The organism is Bradyrhizobium jicamae, from assembly GCF_018130215.1.
GTDB classification, from domain to species: domain Bacteria; phylum Pseudomonadota; class Alphaproteobacteria; order Rhizobiales; family Xanthobacteraceae; genus Bradyrhizobium; species Bradyrhizobium jicamae_A.
Genome location: NZ_JAFCKQ010000014.1, coordinates 1 through 17,020, shown reverse-complemented (window position 1 = coordinate 17,020; position 17,020 = coordinate 1). Strand labels below are relative to the sequence as shown.

The window sequence follows — 17,020 nt, the reverse complement described above, 5'->3', positions numbered from 1 at the left end:
GATTTGCCATGACAATGACCCGCCGCGATTTCCTGTCGGCGTCCACCGGACTGGCGCTGGTGCCGGCGCTTGTCGGCCGGGCCATTGCGGCGCCAAAGGTGCGCGAGGCCGACATCGTCGTGATCGGCGCCGGCGCTGCCGGTATTGCTGCTGCGCGGCGGATCGCAGCCGCCAATCGCAAGGTGCTGGTCGTCGAGGCCACAAGCCAGGTCGGCGGACGCTGCCAGACCGATACGACGAGCTTCGGGGTGCCGTTCGATCGCGGCGCGCGCTGGCTGCACAACCCCGAGACCAATCCGATGGTGCGGCTGGCGCACGCGGCTGGTCTCGAGATGGTCGCCGCGCCTGCCGGGCAGAAGATCCGAATCGGCCGGCGCTATGCCCGCCCCGGTGAGACCGAGGAGTTTCTCGCGGCGCTGGTGCGTGCCAACCACGCAATCGACGATGCCTCGCGCAAGGGCGATATCGCCTGCGCGGCGGCGCTTCCGAAGGATCTCGGCGATTGGGCCGGCACCGCCGAGTTCCTGCTCGGCGCAAGCTTCAGCGGCAAGGATCTCAAGGACGTCTCCGTCGTCGACAAGGTCCGCGCGCAGGACCGCAACACCGCGATTGCCTGCCGGCAGGGCCTCGGCACGCTGATCACGAAACTCGCCGAGCAGCTCCCGCTGGCGCTGTCGACCCCGGTGCAGCGCATTTCCTGGAGCAACCGCGACGTCGAGGTGGAGACGCCGTCGGGCAAGATCACCGCGCGCGCAGCCATCATCACGGTGTCGAGCAATGTGCTGACCAGCGGCAACATCAAGTTCTCGCCAGAGCTGCCGAAGCGCGCGCTCGATGCCGCCGCCAAGCTCAGCCTCGGCAGCTACGATCGCATCGCGCTGCAACTTCCCGGCAATCCGCTCGGGCTGGCGCGCGACGACGTCATCATCGAACAGAGCAGTTCGACCCGGACGGCGCTGCTCTATTGCAATATCGGCGGCTCGTCGCTGTGCACGATCGATGTCGCGGGTTCGTTCGGCCGCGACCTGTCTGCGCAGGGCGAGCAGGCGATGGGCGCATTCGCGGTCGAATGGCTCACCAGGCTCTATGGCAGCGAGATCGGCGCGGCCGTGAAGAAGACCACCGCCACGCGCTGGAATGCGCAGCCCTTCATTCTCGGCGCGATGTCGGCCGCCGCCCCCGGCGCCCAGCCCGCGCGAAAGGTGCTCGCTGATCCGATCGGCTGTCTCTATCTTGCGGGTGAGGCAACGCATGAGACGCTGTGGGGTACCGTCGACGGCGCCTGGGACAGCGGTGAGCGCGCCGCCGAGGCCACCTTGCGACGGATCGGCGCGCTGAGAGATGCGACGCCGGAAGCCCCCGCGCCGACCGCGAAACGGCGCCGCGCACCGGCCCGCACCGCCTCGCCGATGCGATGATTGTTGCGTGAGCACGGGTGATGTGAACGTCGGCGGGTGTTTGAGGCTGCCGCACAATTGGTGTCGTACCTGCGAAAGCAGGGACCCATAACCACAGGATCGTGTTGCCGATACAACACGCTGTGGCCCCAGCGACGCGCAACAATTGGCGTTCGTGGTTATCGGTCCCGGCTCAAGGCCGGGACGACACCGAACATGTTGTACGGTATGTGAGTCGAACATCCGCATTCTCGCGGCGCGTTGCGTCCGAGGTTTGCTGCAATCTTCGCCGCTCTATGTGAAGAGGGCGCAGGGAAAGCCGGGTGCCGATCGCACCCATGGGCCCCGTGCAGTGTAGAAAGCACGGGGGTAGGACCACAGGTGTAACCGGAGCAATCCGGCTTTCCCTGCGCGATGGGTTACGGCTTATACGTGCTCTCCCCGGCGAGACTGGGCTCTTTTGTCACCGTCATACGGAAGGGGCGTTGGCCTCCTCCGATGAGACACCTGCCACCAGGGCGTCAGGCCTGCACGATTTCGCCGTCCGCCTCATGCGCTCTCGTCAGTCACGCATGCGGCGTCCACCGCATCCCACCGCAACGTTCGTGACGATCGCGAGCGCCCCTCATTCGGGTGAGACGGGAAACTCTATACACTGATTTGACTTTACGATAAACCGAAATATTTTCATTTCGAGGCTTGCGCCGTCGGGCAAATCAGTGATTGGCGACAGTTCACGGGTGCGGCGAACCGGCCCTTTCGACGCAACGACGCAAGGCTTTGTTAGCCTCCTTGTCCCACATTTGATCGCCTTTCGTCAGGGGTCATTGAGCCGTCCCATGCCTGCGTCCCGGATGTCCTATCTCGACGGTCTTCGCGGCGTCGCGGCGCTCAACGTCGCGCTGTCGCATTTCGTGATGGCCTTCGATTTTGCGATCTATACCGGGCGACCTGAACATGCGCAGGGGACCTGGGAAACGGCGTTTTCGGCCGCCCCGTTTCTGTTCATCGCGGCAGGCGGCAATTATGCGGTCTGCATCTTCCTGGCGCTCTCGGGCTTCGTCCTCGCCAAGTCCTTCTTCAAGGGCGATCTGTCCGCCCTGGCCCTCGTCGTGAAGCGCACGCTTCGTCTGGGACTTCCGGTGCTCGTGGCCAGCCTGTTCGGCTGGATCGTTCTGTCATCGGGACTTGCATTCAATCAGGAAGCCGCTGCGATCACCCGCTCGACATGGCTCGCCAAGCAGTTCACGCAGCAGCCGGGATTTGCCGATGCCCTTCTTCAGGCCTGGAACAGCCTGCTGGGCATCCCGACCCGCGAGAACTCGTATAATTCGGTGCTCTGGACGATGCCGATCGAATATCTCGGCTCGCTTCTGCTGATCGGGATGTTTGCGACACGATTGCCCGCCAATCGCCCGCGCCTGGCGGCCCTGATCATGATCGCATTCGGCCTCGTCTTCGCGCGCGCCTACGTGTCGATCGTCCTGTTCGGCGCGGCGCTGTACCTGCTCGATGCGCCGAGCTTCACGGCGCGCCTGCGCTGGCGCCCTGCCATCCTCGTCCTGATCCTTTTCCTTGGAACGGTCCCGCTGAGCGTGGTGCGGACCCCGGTCTGGGATGTAATGCTCGCGATCACTGATCCGATCCCGTTCGTTCCGATCGTTGCGCCCGGCCTGACGATGCAAGCTGACGCATCGATGTGGCATGCGATCTCCGCCGTGATGCTTGTGGCGCTGATCACCGGCTGGCCCGCAGCACAGCGACTGCTCGCGAGCCGGGCTGGCCAATATCTGGGCCGTCTCTCCTTCCCGCTATATCTGGCGCACATCCCGGTGCTGTTCTCGGTAGCGTGCTCAGTCTTCCTGGTCGGCCACGCCGCCGGATTGTCCTATGGCACAGCGACCGCGATCAGCCTGATCGCCTATGTCCCGTCGTTCCTGATCGCGGCCATGGTGCTGGAGAAGACGGTCGATGAGCCGTCAATCCGGCTCGCCGCGCGGGCCGCGAACGCCATCTCCGAACCCGTACCCAGGCCGGCGGTTCCCACGGCTTAAGGCCGGGCCACATATTCCCGCCAGCCCTTGGCGCGCAGGCTGCACGCCGGGCACTCGCCACAGCCGAATCCCCAATCGTGCCGGGCGCCGCGCTCACCGAGATAGCAGGTGTGGGAGTGCTCGCATATCAGGTCGACGAGCCCTGCCCCGCCCAGCTCTTCCGCCAAACGCCATGTCGCAGCCTTGTCGAGCCACATCAGCGGCGTGTGCAGTTCGAAGTCTCTGGCCATGCCAAGGTTGAGCGCCGACTGCAGCGCCTTGATGGTCTCGTCGCGGCAGTCGGGATAGCCGGAATAATCGGTCTCGCACATGCCGCCGACGATGTGGCGGATGCCGCGGCGATAGGCGAGCGCCGCCGCGAAGGTGAGGAACACGAGGTTGCGGCCGGGCACGAAGGTGTTCGGCAGCCCGTCCGCGCCCATCGCGATCGCGACGTCACGGGTCAGTGCGGTGTCCGAAATCTCCGACAGCGTCGGGATATCCAGCGTGTGACTGTCACCGAGCCTCAGGGCCCAGTCCGGCCGCAGCGCCCTGAAGCCCCCCAGCAGACGATCGCGGCATTCGAGCTCGATGGCATGACGCTGTCCGTAGGAGAAACCCAGCATCTCGACCCGTGCGAAACGGGACAGGGCCCAGGCCAGGCACGTGGTGGAATCCTGGCCGCCGGAAAACAGCACCAATGCGGTGCCGGACGTGATGGGATCGTTCATGCAGCGCGATTTAGCACTCCGGAGCGGGCCGGCCAACCGGTGGACAGCGCCCTCATTCCGGCGCGTTTGGCTGGGATCGACGAGCACGTTTTGGCATAACGTTCTGTGCCCCTCACGTTCCGGTGCCCGATGACCCCTTCCCGCGACATTTCCCGCCTGATCGAGATCATGGCCGCGCTGCGCACGCCGGTGACCGGATGCCCCTGGGACCTCGAGCAGGATTTCTCGACGATCGCGCCCTATACGATCGAGGAGGCCTACGAGGTCGCGGATGCGATCGCGCGCAGCGATTTCGAGGACCTTCGCGACGAGCTCGGCGATCTGCTGCTGCAGGTCGTCTATCACGCCCGCATGGCCGAGGAGCAAGACGCGTTTGCGTTCGGCGACGTGGTCGAGGCGATCACCAGAAAGATGATCCGCCGCCATCCCCATGTCTTTGCCGACAAGGACGGCAACATCAAGCCGGCCGGCGTCAAGAGCGCCTGGGAGCGCATCAAGGCCGAGGAAAAGGCCGAGCGCGCCGCGCGGCGTCCAGCGCAGGACACCGCACACACCTCCCTGCTCGCCAGCGTAAAGGCCGGCCTCCCGGCGCTCTCACGCGCGATGGAGCTGCAGCGCAAGGCTTCGACCGTCGGCTTTGACTGGAACGACCCGCGCGCCGTGCTCGCCAAGATCCGCGAGGAGGCCGACGAGATCGAGGCCGCGCTCGACGGCAATGACGCCAAGGAGCTTGCGGAAGAGACCGGCGACCTGATGTTCGCGGTCGTCAACCTTGCGCGCCACGTCGGCGCCGATCCCGAAACCGCACTGCGCGGCACCAATGCGAAGTTCGAACGGCGCTTTGCCTATATCGAGAAGGCGTTGGCTGCGCAGGGCCGTTCGCTCGAAGGCGCGACGCTCGAGGAGATGGACGCGCTGTGGAACGAAGCAAAAGTCGCCGCCCACACCGCGTGACCTGTCGGATGATTTGGACGACAACGGGTGTGTCCCGGCTGCAGTGACGGGTCACGAACGCAGCTCCTCTTATAGCAGCGTCCCGCGCAGGATCAGCGCCGCCACGCCGAAATAGATCACGAGGCCGGTAACGTCGACCAGCGTCGCCACGAATGGCGCGGAGGCGCTTGCCGGGTCGAAGCCGATGCGCTTGAGGATGAACGGCAGCATCGACCCGGACAGCGATCCGAAGGTCACGATGCCGACAAGAGCCGCGCCGACGGTCAGCGCGACGAGCTGCCAATGCGGGCCGTAGTCGAACAGGCCGAGGGTTTGCCATAGTGTGATCCTGACGATGCCGATCACGCCCAGAATGGAGCCGAGCACGATGCCGGTCGGCAATTCGCGCATCGCGACACGCCACCAGTCGCGCAGCCGCACCTCGTGCAAGGCCAGCGACCGGATCAGAAGCGAGGTTGCCTGCGAGCCGGAATTGCCGCCGGAGCTCATGATCAGCGGGATGAACAGCGTCAGGACGATCGCCTTCTCGAGCTCGGTCTGGTACGACTGCATCGCGGTCGCGGTCAGCATTTCCGACAGGAACAGCGCGCACAGCCAGCCAGCGCGCTTCTTGATCATCTCGCCGAAACCGATCCGCAAATAGGGCTCGTCGATCGCTTCCATGCCGCCGAACTTCTGGGCGTCCTCGGTCGATTCCTCGACGATCGCGTCGATGACGTCGTCGACCGTGACGATGCCGAGGATATGGCCGGGGCCATCGACCACGGCGACCGCGAGCAGGTCATAGCGCGAGATCAGCCGTGCCGCTTCCATGCGGTCGGCCTCCGGCGCAATCATCAGCGGCTTCCGCGCCGGCGCGGCCGTGAGCACGTTGGCATGGGGATCGGCGGAGATCAGGCGCCGCAGCGGCACCGCCTGGATCAGCGTCTTCTTGACCGGATCGATCACGAAGATTGAGTAGACGGTCTCGCGGGTGCGCTCGACCATGCGGATATGATGGAGCACTTCAGCGATGGTCCAGGTCGACGGCACGCTGACGAATTCGGTGGTCATGATGCTGCCGGCGCTGCGCTCCGGATAGGCCAGCAGCGCCGAGATGGTGGTCCTGGTGTCCGGATTGAGCCGGTTCAGCAGCGTGGTGCGGAGCGGCTCGATGAGCTCCTTGAAAATATCCGCCGCGCGGTCGTCGGACACCCCTGACAGCAGGGACACCGCGGTGTCGGTCGGCAGTTCGGCAAGGATCTCGCAGGTGTTGTCGAGCCCGGGCAGATCCAGGACTTCGATCGCCTTCTCGGCCGGCAGCGACTGCAGCAGTTTGGCTGCATCCGGTGGCTCCTGGGCGTTGAGCGCCTCCACGATTTCGGGCGCCCGCTCCTGGGCGAGGTCAGCGTTCGGGCTGGCGAGCGGGTCTCTGGTCATGGTGTCATGGGAATTCTGCATCGATCGCCCTCGTCCTTGCGTCCAGCAGCGAATGAACCAAGGCGGCGCGAAATTCAAACAGAAAGTGCGGCTGAAGGTCGCAATACGGCGATGTCATGGAAGCGTCGTATTCCGGGCCGGCGCTAGGTCTTGGCGTGGTCAGGCGTCGGCCGGAACGGCATCGAAGCGCGACATCACGATATCGCGCTTGGTCTCGTCGACGCGGACCGTCATGTCGAACCGCTCGCCGTGCAGCTGCTTGTCGAGCACCTCGGCATTTCGGTGCAGCCAGCTGATGCCCGCCCCGTCGGAGGCGGCGATCGAGAGATTGAGCGTCATCCGCTTGGCCGCGAGCCGATCCTCGATCGCGGAGAGCAGTTCGTTGATCCCCTCACCGGTCGCGGCGGAAACGAGGAAGCAGGGCCGCTCCGGTGGGCGGCGCGCCGCGATGTTGCGCAGATTGTCGCGCTCCTCGGAATCGAAGCGGTCGATCTTGTTCCAGACCTCGATGATGCAACGGCCGCCGTCGGCGTCGGGATCGATGCCGAGCTGGCGCAGCACCGCCTCGACGTCGCGCTCCTGGGCCTCGGCGTCCTCGTGGGAGATGTCACGGACGTGCAGGATGATGTCGGCCTCCAGCACCTCCTCCAGTGTGGCGCGGAACGCCGCGACCAGCTGGGTCGGCAGGTTGGAGATGAAGCCGACCGTATCCGACAGCATCGCCTTGCCGCCGTGCGGCAGGTTGAGCGCGCGCAACGTGGGATCCAGTGTCGCAAACAGCATGTCGGCGGCCTGGACGTCGGCGCGGGTCAGACGGTTGAACAGGGTCGACTTGCCGGCATTGGTGTAGCCGACCAGCGCGACGACGCGATACGGCACCCGCTGCCGGCCGGCGCGATGCAGCCGCCGCGTCGCCTGTACCTTCTTCAGTTCCCCCTCCAGCTTGGTGATGCGGTCACCGATCAGCCGGCGGTCTGCCTCGATCTGCGTTTCGCCGGGGCCGCCCATGAAGCCGAAGCCGCCACGCTGGCGTTCGAGGTGGGTCCACGACCGCACCAGGCGGCTGCGCTGGTAGTTGAGATGGGCCAGTTCGACCTGCAGCGCGCCCTCCTTGGTCTTGGCGCGACGGCCGAAGATTTCCAGGATCAGGCCGGTGCGGTCGAGCACCTTGGTGCTCCAGGCCTTCTCGAGGTTGCGCTGCTGAATCGGCGAGAGCGCGCAATCCATCACCACGAGTTCGACCTTGTCGCCCGCGACGAGGCCGGTGATCTCCTCCACCTTGCCCTTTCCGAGATAGGTCGCGGGGCGGATCTGGCTGATCGGCGCGACGACGGACTCGACCACGATGAGGTCGATGGCCCGCGCGAGGCCCGCGGCTTCCTCGATCCGCGCATCGTAGTCGCGGACAGACGAATCCGTTTGCGCATCGCCGTCGCCGCGGCGCGTGCGCAGGTAGGGACCGATGACGATCACCCGCCCCGTGCTGCTGCCCCCCGCCGACCCGGGCCTAGACTTGGTCCGGTCGGCGCCCCCTTCACGATTGAAGGGTTCCAATCAGTTCACTCTCAAGCCGGAGCATCCTCGCCGCCTTCAAACAACTGGATCGGAGCGCCCGGCATGATGGTCGAGATCGCATGCTTGTAGACCAGCTGCGAATGCCCGTCGCGCCGCAGCAGCAGGCAGAAGTTGTCGAACCAGGTGACAATCCCCTGCAGCTTCACTCCATTCACCAGAAAGATCGTCAGCGGAGTTTTGGTTTTACGAACGTGGTTCAGGAAGGTGTCTTGTAGATTTTGTGCGCGGTCTGCCGCCATTGTTTTTGTCCCGCAGGCTTGTGCTTCTTTTTTATTGAACCGGTTGTTGCTCTCTTATGGAGCCTCCTCCGGGTGCCTGCCTGTCCTGAGATCCCCCTCCGGCAGGCATGACCGCAGGATTAGAGGACACGCGCGCTTTTTAGGCAAGCCGGTTCACGCGCCAGATCGTAGGAACACGGTGGCAATTCTAAGAAAGTGCAGCGAAAGAGACGAATATTCTCAGGATGGTGGATAAGTTGCCGTGGCATCGGCCGGCGCCGGCGCTGATGGCCGACCTGCCGTTCGACGCCCTGGTCCCACCCTCGTGCCGGCCTTTTGGGGGTCAGCCGACCCCCAGCGCCTTCAGCTTGCGATGCAGCGCCGAGCGCTCCATGCCGACGAACTCCGCCGTGCGCGAGATATTGCCCGAGAAGCGGCTGATCTGGGCGATCAGATAGTCGCGCTCGAACACCTCGCGCGCCTCGCGCAGCGGCAGACCCATGATGTGCTCGCCATTGTTGGAGGTCGGCATCGCCGGCACCATCGACCCGACGTCCTGCGGCAGCATGTCGGCGGTGATGATCGCCTCCGGCCCGCCGCCGGCGAGAATCATCACGCGCTCGACATTGTTGCGGAGCTGGCGAACGTTGCCCGGCCAGACATGCGATTGCAGCACCGCCATCGCGTCCTGTCCGATCTGCCGCTTCGGCAGGCCGGTGGCGGCCGAGATCTGGTCCATGAAGTAGTCGATCAGTTCGGGAATATCCTCGCGCCGCTCCGACAGCGGCGGCACGCGGATCGGTACAACCGAGAGCCGGTGGTAGAGGTCCTCGCGGAAGTGCCCGGCGGCGATCTCCTCCTCGAGATTGCGCGCGGTCGACGAGATGATGCGGACATCGACATGGACCTTGCTGGTGCCGCCCTGGCGCTGGAAGGTCTGGTCGACCAGGACGCGCAGGATCTTGTTCTGGGTCTCGCGCGGCATGTCGGCGATCTCGTCGATGAACAGCGTACCGCCATGGGCCTCCTCGAGCGCCCCGGGCTTGCGTTGCTGCTCGCCGTTCGAGCCCTCGATGCCGAACAACTCGACCTCCATCCGCTCCGGCGTGATGGCCGCCGCGTTGATGACCACGAACGGCCCTTCGGCCCGGCCAGAGGCATTGTGCAGGGTGCGCGCGGCCAGCTCCTTGCCCGCGCCGGAGGGGCCGACGATCAGGATCCGGCTGTTGGCCTTGGCGGCGCGGTCGATGGTCTGGCGGAGCTGGTTCATGCAGGCCGAACGGCCGGTCAAAACGCTTGCAGCCGGAGCCAGTTGCTTGAGCTCCTTCACCTCACGCTTGAGCCGCGAGGTCTCCAGCGCCCGGGTTGCCACCAGGATCAGGCGGTCCGACTTGAAGGGCTTTTCGATGAAGTCGTAAGCGCCGCGCTTGATCGCGGCGACCGCGGTTTCGATGTTGCCGTGACCGGAGATCATCACGACGGGCAGATCGGCATTGTCCTTCTTGATCTGCTCGAGCAGTTGCAGGCCGTCGAGCTTGGAACCCTGCAGCCAGATGTCGAGGAAAACCAGATGCGGCCGGCGGTTGGCGATCTCGCCCAGCGCCGAATCGCTGTCGCGCGCGGTGCGCGTGGAAAAGCCCTCATCGTCCAGAATACCCGCAACGAGATCGCGAATATCGGCCTCGTCGTCGACAATCAGAATGTCACTTGCCATGGGTTACACCTGCCTTGTCACTCGCCCGTCGCGGCTTTGCGTCTTGGTTCTTGGATTTTTGTGTCATTGTTGGTCGTTTCTTCCGGCGCACCGGTCGGCTCCGGCGCGGGATTTTTTTCGGCGTCTTGCCCGGTCAATTCCGGTTTCGCGTCCGCGCCTTGCTTCCTGTTTTCGGCCTTGGCCGCCTGCCCCGAGACAGCAAAACGCAGCCGCATCCAGGCGCCGCGCTGGCCTTCCCGGAAATCGGATGCATCCTTGAGCTCGATGCGGCCGCCATGGTCTTCCAGCACGCGGCCGACGATCGCAAGTCCGAGGCCGGTGCCCTTGGCCCGCGTCGTGACATAGGGTTCCAGCAGGCGCGAGCGCGCGACCTTGGGGAGTCCGATCCCGTTGTCGACGACGTCAAGGATGATGTCGTCGTGCTCGCGCTGGGCGACGACGTCGATCCGGCCCTTGCCGAGTTCCTCCGGCGGAACCTGCTCGATCGCTTCCGTGGCGTTCTTGATGATGTTGGTGAGGGCCTGCGAGATCAGCCGGCGGTCGAACTGCGCGGGCAGCGGGTCCTGCCTGATGTCGACCACGATGTCGAGGTCGGGATGGGCGACCTTCATCAGGAACACCGCCTGCTTCACCACGTCGGCGACGTCCTCGCCCTCCATCACGGGCTTCGGCATCCGCGCAAAGCGCGAGAACTCGTCGACCATCCGCCTGATGTCGTCGACCTGGCGCACGATGGTATCGGTGCACTGGTCGAAGATCGACTTGTCCTTCTCCTCGGTGATGCTCTTGCCGAACTTGCGGCGGATGCGCTCGGCGGAGAGCTGGATCGGGGTCAGCGGGTTCTTGATCTCATGGGCGATGCGGCGTGCGACGTCGCCCCAGGCCGAGGTGCGCTGCGCCGACACCAGCTCGGTGATGTCATCAAGCGTGATGATGTAGCTGTCGCGGGCGTGGCTGGTCTGCTCGGCCGAGATCCGCACCGAGAGGTTTCGCTCATGGCCGTCGCGATTGATCGTGACCTGGCCCTGCACCAGCCGCTGGGTCCCTTCCCGCGCGGTCTTCATCATCTCGTCGAGCTCGGGCAGCACGTCCGACAGCGGATGGTCCAGCGTCTCGGATTCGGCATGCCCGATCAGCTTCTCGGCAGAGCGGTTGAGGATGCCGACGCTGCCGGAGGCGTCGACACCGATGATGCCGGCGCTCGCCGAGGACAACACCGCCTCGATGAAGCGGCGGCGGCTGTCGATCAGGTCGCTGGCGCTGACCAGTTCGTCGCGCTGGGTTCGCAGCTCCTGCGTCATCTTGTTGAAGGTCTGCCCCAACTGGGCGAGGTCACCCTCGGACTTGACCACGGGCACCTGCACATGCAGGTCGCCGGTCGAGACCTGGTTGGCCGCGCTCATGATGTTGCGGATCGGTTCCACCAGCCAGTTGGCGAAGTTGAGCCCTATCAGGACCGAGGCCATCAGGATGGTCAGCGCGATCACCGCGAACATCAGCGCGAAGGTGACCTGGATGCCGAGCCGGCGCGATTCGATCTGGGCATATTCGGCGACGCTGGCCTGGGTCTGCTTCAATTGGCTGATCACGCGCGGATCAAGCAGGCGGGCGACGAACAGGAAGGTGTCGTTGAAGGCGCGCAGGCGAACCACCGCCGCGACATAGTTCTCTTCCGGGAAGACCGATATCTCCGGCTTGGTTTCGCCGACATTGGCGAGAAAATCCTTCGGCGGCGGCAGGAAGTTCTGCCTGATGCCGGTCTGCGCAGTCGCCAGCACATTGCCGTCGCTGTCCAGCAGCATCGCACCGGGAAGATCGCGCGAGGCCGCGTTCGCCGTCAGCAGTTCCAGAAACGAGCGCCGGTCCTGATCGTAGAGCGGCCGCGCATTGGCGAGGTCGTTGGCCATGGCGAGGATATCGCCGTTGATCAGCTGCGCGTGCTCATATGTGTAGGCGCGCGCGATGATCAACGAATTCATGATCACTTCGCGGGTCGGCCCGGAGAACAGCCGGTCGAGGCCACGATCGATGGTCACATTGGCGACGACCGCGACCAGCACGGCCGGCAGCACGGCGATGATGGAGAACAGGCCCACGATCTGGACGTGCAGTCTTGCGGCCGCCCGGCCCCGGCGGCGGGCCTGGATCACCTTCCAGACCTCCCGGACGATAATTCCGATCAGCAGCAGGATGGTCGCCGCGTTGATCAGGAGGAAGGAGTAAACGACGCGCTTGGACGGCTCGATCGGCGTCAGGCCGCTCAGCACGACAAAGGTCAGGAACGCCGACAGCAGCGCCATGACCGCAGCAAACGGCGCCAGCCACTTCCGCAGGCGGAATCCCTGCGGATCGGTTGGCGACGTGTCTAACGTTGAAACCGTGGTCTCTGCGCTGGTCATTCCGGCGATGGAGCTAGGGGGCTAGTCCACTGGGTGAGCGAACTGATGCAATCATATCACAATGTTGCCGGAATGCGGCATCTTCAAGACACCGTTGAGATTCAATGATTTACCAGTAACCCGCTGTGGCCGAGTGGTAATTTTACCGAGCACACGTCATCGGCGAGGAGCGGCAGGTCGGCCCGGACTGCCTCAAGGCCTTCGGCTATACACAGTCACAACCCTGGAGCGATGCCGGGCGGATGTCGATTTGCCTAAAAATCCTGGCCGACGAATACCGCGCCAAAAGACATGTCTCGAATTGAGTACCGCGCCGTATCCGTTAACCTCCTGGATCCCGGAGGATAGATTTGCACGCTTCCGGTTTTTTTGTGCCCCCCTTAGTCGACCGGAGGAAAACCCCCTCGGGTTGGCGATCCTTGGCGAGCGCCGCCTACTCCGCCAAGGATCGCTTCGGCGCCGTGGTCCGGGTTAATCCTGAGGATGTTTGAGTGGACTTCAGCGCTTCCGCCGGCCTTTTCAAATGGCCATCTTTCGCAAATGAACGCCGAGAAGACCGGGGCCCCTATTTGCTAGTGGAAGGCACGCTTGATGAATGCATCCGGGCGTTCATGGCCAAGCCGGAGAAGACCCGGCACCTCTATGAAATCCGCACGCCCCCTCGAGGATCAGTCGAGACGTCGATCTTGTCGCCGGAGCACATTGTCGAACTCGCGAGGCTCCGGGATTTTCTTTGACGAGCCTTGAACGATGCTCGTCACTGGATGCGGGCCAGCAGATCGGAACGGGGTGGTATGGAACCCGGAAACGGGTGAGCTACCATCAGGGTTGCCCGCTCATCGTTTTCCAGCGCGATCTTTTGAGCAAGCATCACGTCGCCTGCCACCAGTGAGCCGACAGGCCGGAAACACCATCCCAGCACAATGCGGTCCTGGTCGTCCATTTCGTAGACGTTCGTCGACGTGCCGTAGCAAATGCGATAGCGCTTGCCGGACTCCGAGCCGATGACATCGAACCGTTTGTATCTCTCGAACTGCAAGCGTTGCGCTGGCGACAGCCATGCAAGCATCAGCGCAATCCCGCGTGCCTCGATCTTTTCATAGTGCCGCCAGCGCTCCCGTATCGCGATCAGCGTCGTCCACAACGATCTGACCGCACGTCGGACCGCCGCCGGCATACGCGAATATCGCAGACGGCCCATCATGCCGTCAGCCGCCGACCAGCCTTGGGTAGAACAGCGTCTCCTCGGCAGCGGGATCCAGCGCGCGGACCAGTGCCACTGCCCCCGGTCCTGTTCGGGTCGCCGCAGTGTAGCCGTCCGATATCAACTGTTGAAAGCGCGCTTCTGCCCAGGCCAGCTGCTCGTTGTCTCCCGCATCAAAGGAATGGCGCGTGTCACCGGCGTGATCCATGACCAAAAGCGTTGCCATCGTCTTCTCCATCGTAGCAGCGTGACAATCTCGGCATGAGGTCAAAGTTCCTGCACCATCGCTTTGGAGATGAAAGGTTCTTGATGGGGACTAGTTAGGAACGATCGTCATCGGGTCCCGTTGTTCGACGCCAATTCCGATATGCGGCTGATTGTGGCGGTGAAGGTCGATGCCCCTTCTTCGATACCTGGTATTCACGAGCGGAATGCTGCTCGGTTTGCTGTTCCTAACCAGCTGGCTCTTTCCGGATTCACCAATCAGCGAGGCCCGGGACGACATCGATCGAACAGTCATCCGCATCCACTCGCGCCACAAGTGGCCAGAGGCGATACGGATGACCACCAGCGCTCAAGTCGCGGTCGCTCCCGCCATCTCAAATCCCGTCGTCGCAGCGCCATCGGCGGCCGAGCCTCCGCCGGCTCCATTGGCTACCGAGGCTTCGCCGCACGCCTCAGTCGTGCAGTCCGAGACGACTCGGCTGTCTCCGCCCGAGACATCTCGACATGCCCGGCGGCCTCCGGCGTCAGCACGTCGAGCGCAACGAGAGAGAGGCCGGCGCTTTGCGATGCACGGTCAGCGTTATGCGAGCTACCCCGAACCGGAGTGGCAGGGCTGGCCGTCAGCAAGCTGGTGAGTGGCATCACGAATGCCGGTGAGATCGCCGGAAGGCTGTATTCGTCGCTTCCATTGCCCCGGCGAATGCAGTCTGGGCTTCCGGCGATGCCGAGCTGGCCGCGTCACCATGCGCGGCCAGCTCAATTCTGCCGAGAACGGAGACGCCCTATCTCTCGCGGAGGCTCTCCTGCTTGTATTTGAGCAGCGGCGAAAGCAGGTAGCTGATGACCCGTCGCGACCCCGTCTCGATCTCGACAGTGACCGCCATGCCGGGCGAGAGATCGACCATCTTGTCTTCCACCTGCATCTGCGTCCGATCAAGCGACACACGCGCGGAATAGACCAGTTCTCGTCCCCTGGGTTCGCTGCTGCTGCTGTCCGTGCTGGTCGGCGGCTTGCTCTCCGTATCCTTGTCCTGCTGAAGGTCGCGGCTGATCGCATCCTTCGACAGGCTCAGGACGGTCCCGTGCAGCAGGCCATATCGCGTGAAGTTGAAGGTGTCGACCTTGATCTCGGTTGGCTGGCCCACATAGACGAAGCCAATGTCGCGATTGGACACCATCGCCTCGATCTCGAGGGGACTGTCCGTCGGCACCACCACCAGCAGCGATTGGCCCGGCGTCACCACGCCTCCCACGGTATGGACCGCAAGCTGCTGAACGACACCGTCGATCGGCGCGGTCAGAGATTGCAGCCTGGTTTTCTGCTCGGCCTTGACAAGGTCCTGCGCAAGACCGGCGGCCTTTTGTTCGGCCTTCGCCAGTTCATCGTAAAGAGTATGGCGATATTCGGAGACCGCCTGCGCGCGTGACGCCGCGATCGAGGCGATCGCGGCCTCGGCTTCATGATCGTGGCTCTTCTGGATCTCCAGCTCCTGTTGTTGCTCGACCAGGCTCTGCAGCTCCTGAAAATATTGCAGCTTGGAACCGTACTCGCTCTTGAGCAGGGCCTTGCGGATGTCGACCCGCTCCTGGATCACCGGGATCATCGCTCCGATCTTGTTGATGGTTGCGATGATGGTAGCGCGCTCGGCTTCCTTTTGCGCCTGCTGTGCGTCGAGCGAGGCGAGCTTGGCCTTGTGCTCGGCGATCTGGTTCTGCAGGAATTTGCGCTGCACGGCAGTCAGATCCGGAGCCGCATCCTGCGGTGGGCTGAATGCCGCGATGGGATCGCCATCCGACGTCAGCGCGCGCAGCCGGGCAATGTCGAGACGGGTGGCGGTGAGGTCGCTTTGAACGTGTTCGCGCTCCGCGCCATTCATCGTCGGATCGAGCTCGATGAGAACGTCGCCGGCCTTGACGTTCGAACCGTCGTGAACGTGGATAGCGTGCACGACCCCGGTCTCGAAAGGCTGGACGACCTTGCTGCGGCCGCTCGGAACGATCTTGCCCGGCGCCGAGGCAACGATATCGATCTTGCCCCAGCAGGCCCACGACAGAGCCACGCAGAACACCGCGATGACCGTCGCGGCGATGGCGCGGCCGATCGGCGACGGCGGCGTCTCGACGATTTCCAGCGCAGCCGGCAGAAACTCGAGTTCCTCCTTGTCGCGCGGGACGGGCCTGCTCGGAAGCGGGATGATCTTGTTAGCGGACTTCATGGATCCCACTCTGTATCCGGTAGAGATTGGCGTAACGCCCGTCCTTCCTGATCAGGTCGTCGTGAGCTCCATCCTCCGTAATTCGGCCCCGCTCGATGGTAATGATCCGATCCGCGCTGCGGACAGCCGACAGCCGGTGCGCGACGATGAAGACGGTTCGTCCCTTGGCAATCTGCTTTGGCGGGCAATGTGGCGTAGGCATCCTGGGCGTAGACGCTGTAGCCGGCCTGGGCGGCAAGCGCGCTCTTCAGCTGCGCATAGTCGAACTGCTCGCAGATGAAGAAACGTCGTGGAGCGGCGCCCCGCCCCCGTCAATCGAATTGCCCATGGATCCCTCTATCTTATGCGGGTTGGGCCAAATGCCGGAAGTCGGGACGGCTCCTCGCTCGCCCCTGCAAAAATGTTCTCCAGCGTACAATCACCCTGGGCCATATCATCCCAACCGAAAAATCGTCGAACCGACTGCGGTGGCTGGGCCTGCGCAGCCGAGCTTCCAATTCCAGTACAGAGATGGAACTCCTTGAAGCTTGGGACCCCTGCAATGAGGGCTTGCTGCGTCAATTCGTCTCTGCCCGGAGTAGGACCATATTGCCAGCTAGAGCGTTTCACGTTTTGATAGAAGCGTATCCGGCGTTTTCGAAGTAGTTGCTGCATTCGTTAGGCTGGATGGTTGTGATGAGGCCGCCGACATGGTGGCAAATGTCGTCGATGGTGCGCTTCTGGGCGGAACGCATCCAGTGCTTGATCTTGGCGAAGGTCTGTTCGATCGGATTGAGGTCTGGGGAGTATGGCGGCAGGTACCGGAGCCTGGCGCCGGCCGCTCTGATCAAGCTGCGCAGGGCCGCCGACTTGTGGCTACCGAGATTGATGGGGTGGACGCCCCCTGACGGCATCGCTGTGCCAAAGTGGTGTCGTTGATCATCACTTGAACGGAG

14 protein-coding genes and 1 pseudogene are annotated in these 17,020 nt (G+C 63.8%); 4 read left to right on the top strand and 11 right to left on the bottom strand.

Annotated elements, in window-relative coordinates; translation table 11 throughout:
- Positions 1 to 8: 8 nt before the first annotated feature.
- Both JQ586_RS17260 and JQ586_RS17255 read left to right on the top strand, forming a co-directional pair.
- Positions 9 to 1,418 (top strand): NAD(P)/FAD-dependent oxidoreductase, encoded by a 1,410-nt coding sequence (locus JQ586_RS17260; protein ID WP_212395802.1) that lies wholly within the window; start codon positions 9 to 11, stop codon positions 1,416 to 1,418.
- A gap of 818 nt (positions 1,419 to 2,236) precedes the next feature.
- The gene (locus JQ586_RS17255) at positions 2,237 to 3,451 is read left to right on the top strand and encodes an acyltransferase (RefSeq protein WP_212395801.1); all 1,215 of its coding nucleotides are present in this window, start codon (positions 2,237 to 2,239) and stop codon (positions 3,449 to 3,451) included.
- On the opposite strand, the gene queC is transcribed toward JQ586_RS17255, so the two are convergent.
- Positions 3,448 to 4,161, bottom strand: coding sequence for a 7-cyano-7-deazaguanine synthase QueC (queC, locus tag JQ586_RS17250; protein WP_212395800.1), 714 nt, complete (start codon positions 4,159 to 4,161; stop codon positions 3,448 to 3,450). The genes JQ586_RS17255 and queC overlap by 4 nt on opposite strands.
- A 129-nt stretch (positions 4,162 to 4,290) precedes the next feature.
- On the opposite strand from queC, the gene mazG reads away from it, so the two are divergent.
- Complete coding sequence (gene mazG / locus JQ586_RS17245) at positions 4,291 to 5,115, top strand: nucleoside triphosphate pyrophosphohydrolase (RefSeq protein WP_212395799.1); 825 nt, start codon at positions 4,291 to 4,293, stop codon at positions 5,113 to 5,115.
- A 69-nt stretch (positions 5,116 to 5,184) separates the two neighbouring features.
- Here the strand turns inward: mazG and mgtE are convergent, their stop codons facing one another.
- The 5 genes from mgtE to JQ586_RS17220 form a co-directional block, all read right to left on the bottom strand.
- The gene (mgtE, locus tag JQ586_RS17240; RefSeq protein WP_212395798.1) at positions 5,185 to 6,555 is read right to left on the bottom strand and encodes a magnesium transporter; all 1,371 of its coding nucleotides are present in this window, start codon (positions 6,553 to 6,555) and stop codon (positions 5,185 to 5,187) included.
- Positions 6,556 to 6,693: 138 nt separating this feature from the next.
- On the bottom strand, positions 6,694 to 8,088 hold the full coding sequence (gene hflX / locus JQ586_RS17235) for a GTPase HflX (protein ID WP_212395797.1): 1,395 nt from the start codon (positions 8,086 to 8,088) through the stop codon (positions 6,694 to 6,696).
- 11 nt (positions 8,089 to 8,099) lie between these two features.
- Positions 8,100 to 8,348 (bottom strand): RNA chaperone Hfq, encoded by a 249-nt coding sequence (gene hfq / locus JQ586_RS17230; RefSeq protein ID WP_006020546.1) that lies wholly within the window; start codon positions 8,346 to 8,348, stop codon positions 8,100 to 8,102.
- 322 nt (positions 8,349 to 8,670) lie between these two features.
- Positions 8,671 to 10,041 carry a sigma-54 dependent transcriptional regulator gene (locus JQ586_RS17225; RefSeq protein WP_212395796.1) on the bottom strand — a complete coding sequence of 457 codons (1,371 nt, stop codon included), beginning with the start codon at positions 10,039 to 10,041 and terminating at the stop codon, positions 8,671 to 8,673.
- Between the two features lie 17 nt (positions 10,042 to 10,058).
- Positions 10,059 to 12,440 (bottom strand): PAS domain-containing sensor histidine kinase, encoded by a 2,382-nt coding sequence (locus tag JQ586_RS17220; RefSeq protein ID WP_212395795.1) that lies wholly within the window; start codon positions 12,438 to 12,440, stop codon positions 10,059 to 10,061.
- Between the two features lie 491 nt (positions 12,441 to 12,931).
- Between JQ586_RS17220 and JQ586_RS17215 the strand changes: the two genes are divergently transcribed.
- Positions 12,932 to 13,177 (top strand): hypothetical protein, encoded by a 246-nt coding sequence (locus JQ586_RS17215; RefSeq protein WP_212395794.1) that lies wholly within the window; start codon positions 12,932 to 12,934, stop codon positions 13,175 to 13,177.
- A 20-nt stretch (positions 13,178 to 13,197) separates the two neighbouring features.
- On the opposite strand, the gene JQ586_RS17210 is transcribed toward JQ586_RS17215, so the two are convergent.
- The 5 genes and pseudogenes from JQ586_RS17210 to JQ586_RS17195 form a co-directional block, all read right to left on the bottom strand.
- A complete protein-coding gene (locus tag JQ586_RS17210; RefSeq protein WP_212395793.1) occupies positions 13,198 to 13,644 on the bottom strand; it encodes a hypothetical protein in 447 nt (148 codons plus the stop codon).
- 4 nt (positions 13,645 to 13,648) lie between these two features.
- Entirely contained in the window at positions 13,649 to 13,870 is a 222-nt protein-coding gene (locus JQ586_RS17205) for a hypothetical protein (RefSeq protein ID WP_212395792.1), read from the bottom strand.
- Between the two features lie 781 nt (positions 13,871 to 14,651).
- Entirely contained in the window at positions 14,652 to 16,085 is a 1,434-nt protein-coding gene (locus tag JQ586_RS17200) for an HlyD family type I secretion periplasmic adaptor subunit (RefSeq protein WP_212395791.1), read from the bottom strand.
- Positions 16,072 to 16,263 (bottom strand): annotated as a pseudogene (locus tag JQ586_RS40520) (hypothetical protein); the annotation flags it as partial. The pseudogene JQ586_RS40520 and the gene JQ586_RS17200, both read right to left, overlap by 14 nt.
- Before the next feature lie 427 nt (positions 16,264 to 16,690).
- A partial coding sequence (locus JQ586_RS17195; protein WP_249147706.1) for a transposase occupies positions 16,691 to 17,020 on the bottom strand: 330 nt, incomplete at its 5' end.

What these genes read in the sequence shown, in the direction of transcription:
- JQ586_RS17260 (WP_212395802.1), top strand. Translation starts at nt 9, where the DNA reads ATGACAATGACCCGCCGCGATTTCCTGTCGGCGTCCACCGGACTGGCG.
- queC (WP_212395800.1), bottom strand. Translation starts at nt 4,161, where the DNA reads ATGAACGATCCCATCACGTCCGGCACCGCATTGGTGCTGTTTTCCGGC.
- mgtE (WP_212395798.1), bottom strand. Translation starts at nt 6,555, where the DNA reads ATGCAGAATTCCCATGACACCATGACCAGAGACCCGCTCGCCAGCCCG.
- JQ586_RS17200 (WP_212395791.1), bottom strand. Translation starts at nt 16,085, where the DNA reads ATGAAGTCCGCTAACAAGATCATCCCGCTTCCGAGCAGGCCCGTCCCG.
- JQ586_RS17220 (WP_212395795.1), bottom strand. Translation starts at nt 12,440, where the DNA reads ATGACCAGCGCAGAGACCACGGTTTCAACGTTAGACACGTCGCCAACC.
- JQ586_RS17210 (WP_212395793.1), bottom strand. Translation starts at nt 13,644, where the DNA reads ATGATGGGCCGTCTGCGATATTCGCGTATGCCGGCGGCGGTCCGACGT.
- JQ586_RS17205 (WP_212395792.1), bottom strand. Translation starts at nt 13,870, where the DNA reads ATGGCAACGCTTTTGGTCATGGATCACGCCGGTGACACGCGCCATTCC.
- JQ586_RS17225 (WP_212395796.1), bottom strand. Translation starts at nt 10,041, where the DNA reads ATGGCAAGTGACATTCTGATTGTCGACGACGAGGCCGATATTCGCGAT.
- mazG (WP_212395799.1), top strand. Translation starts at nt 4,291, where the DNA reads ATGACCCCTTCCCGCGACATTTCCCGCCTGATCGAGATCATGGCCGCG.
- hfq (WP_006020546.1), bottom strand. Translation starts at nt 8,348, where the DNA reads ATGGCGGCAGACCGCGCACAAAATCTACAAGACACCTTCCTGAACCAC.
- JQ586_RS17255 (WP_212395801.1), top strand. Translation starts at nt 2,237, where the DNA reads ATGCCTGCGTCCCGGATGTCCTATCTCGACGGTCTTCGCGGCGTCGCG.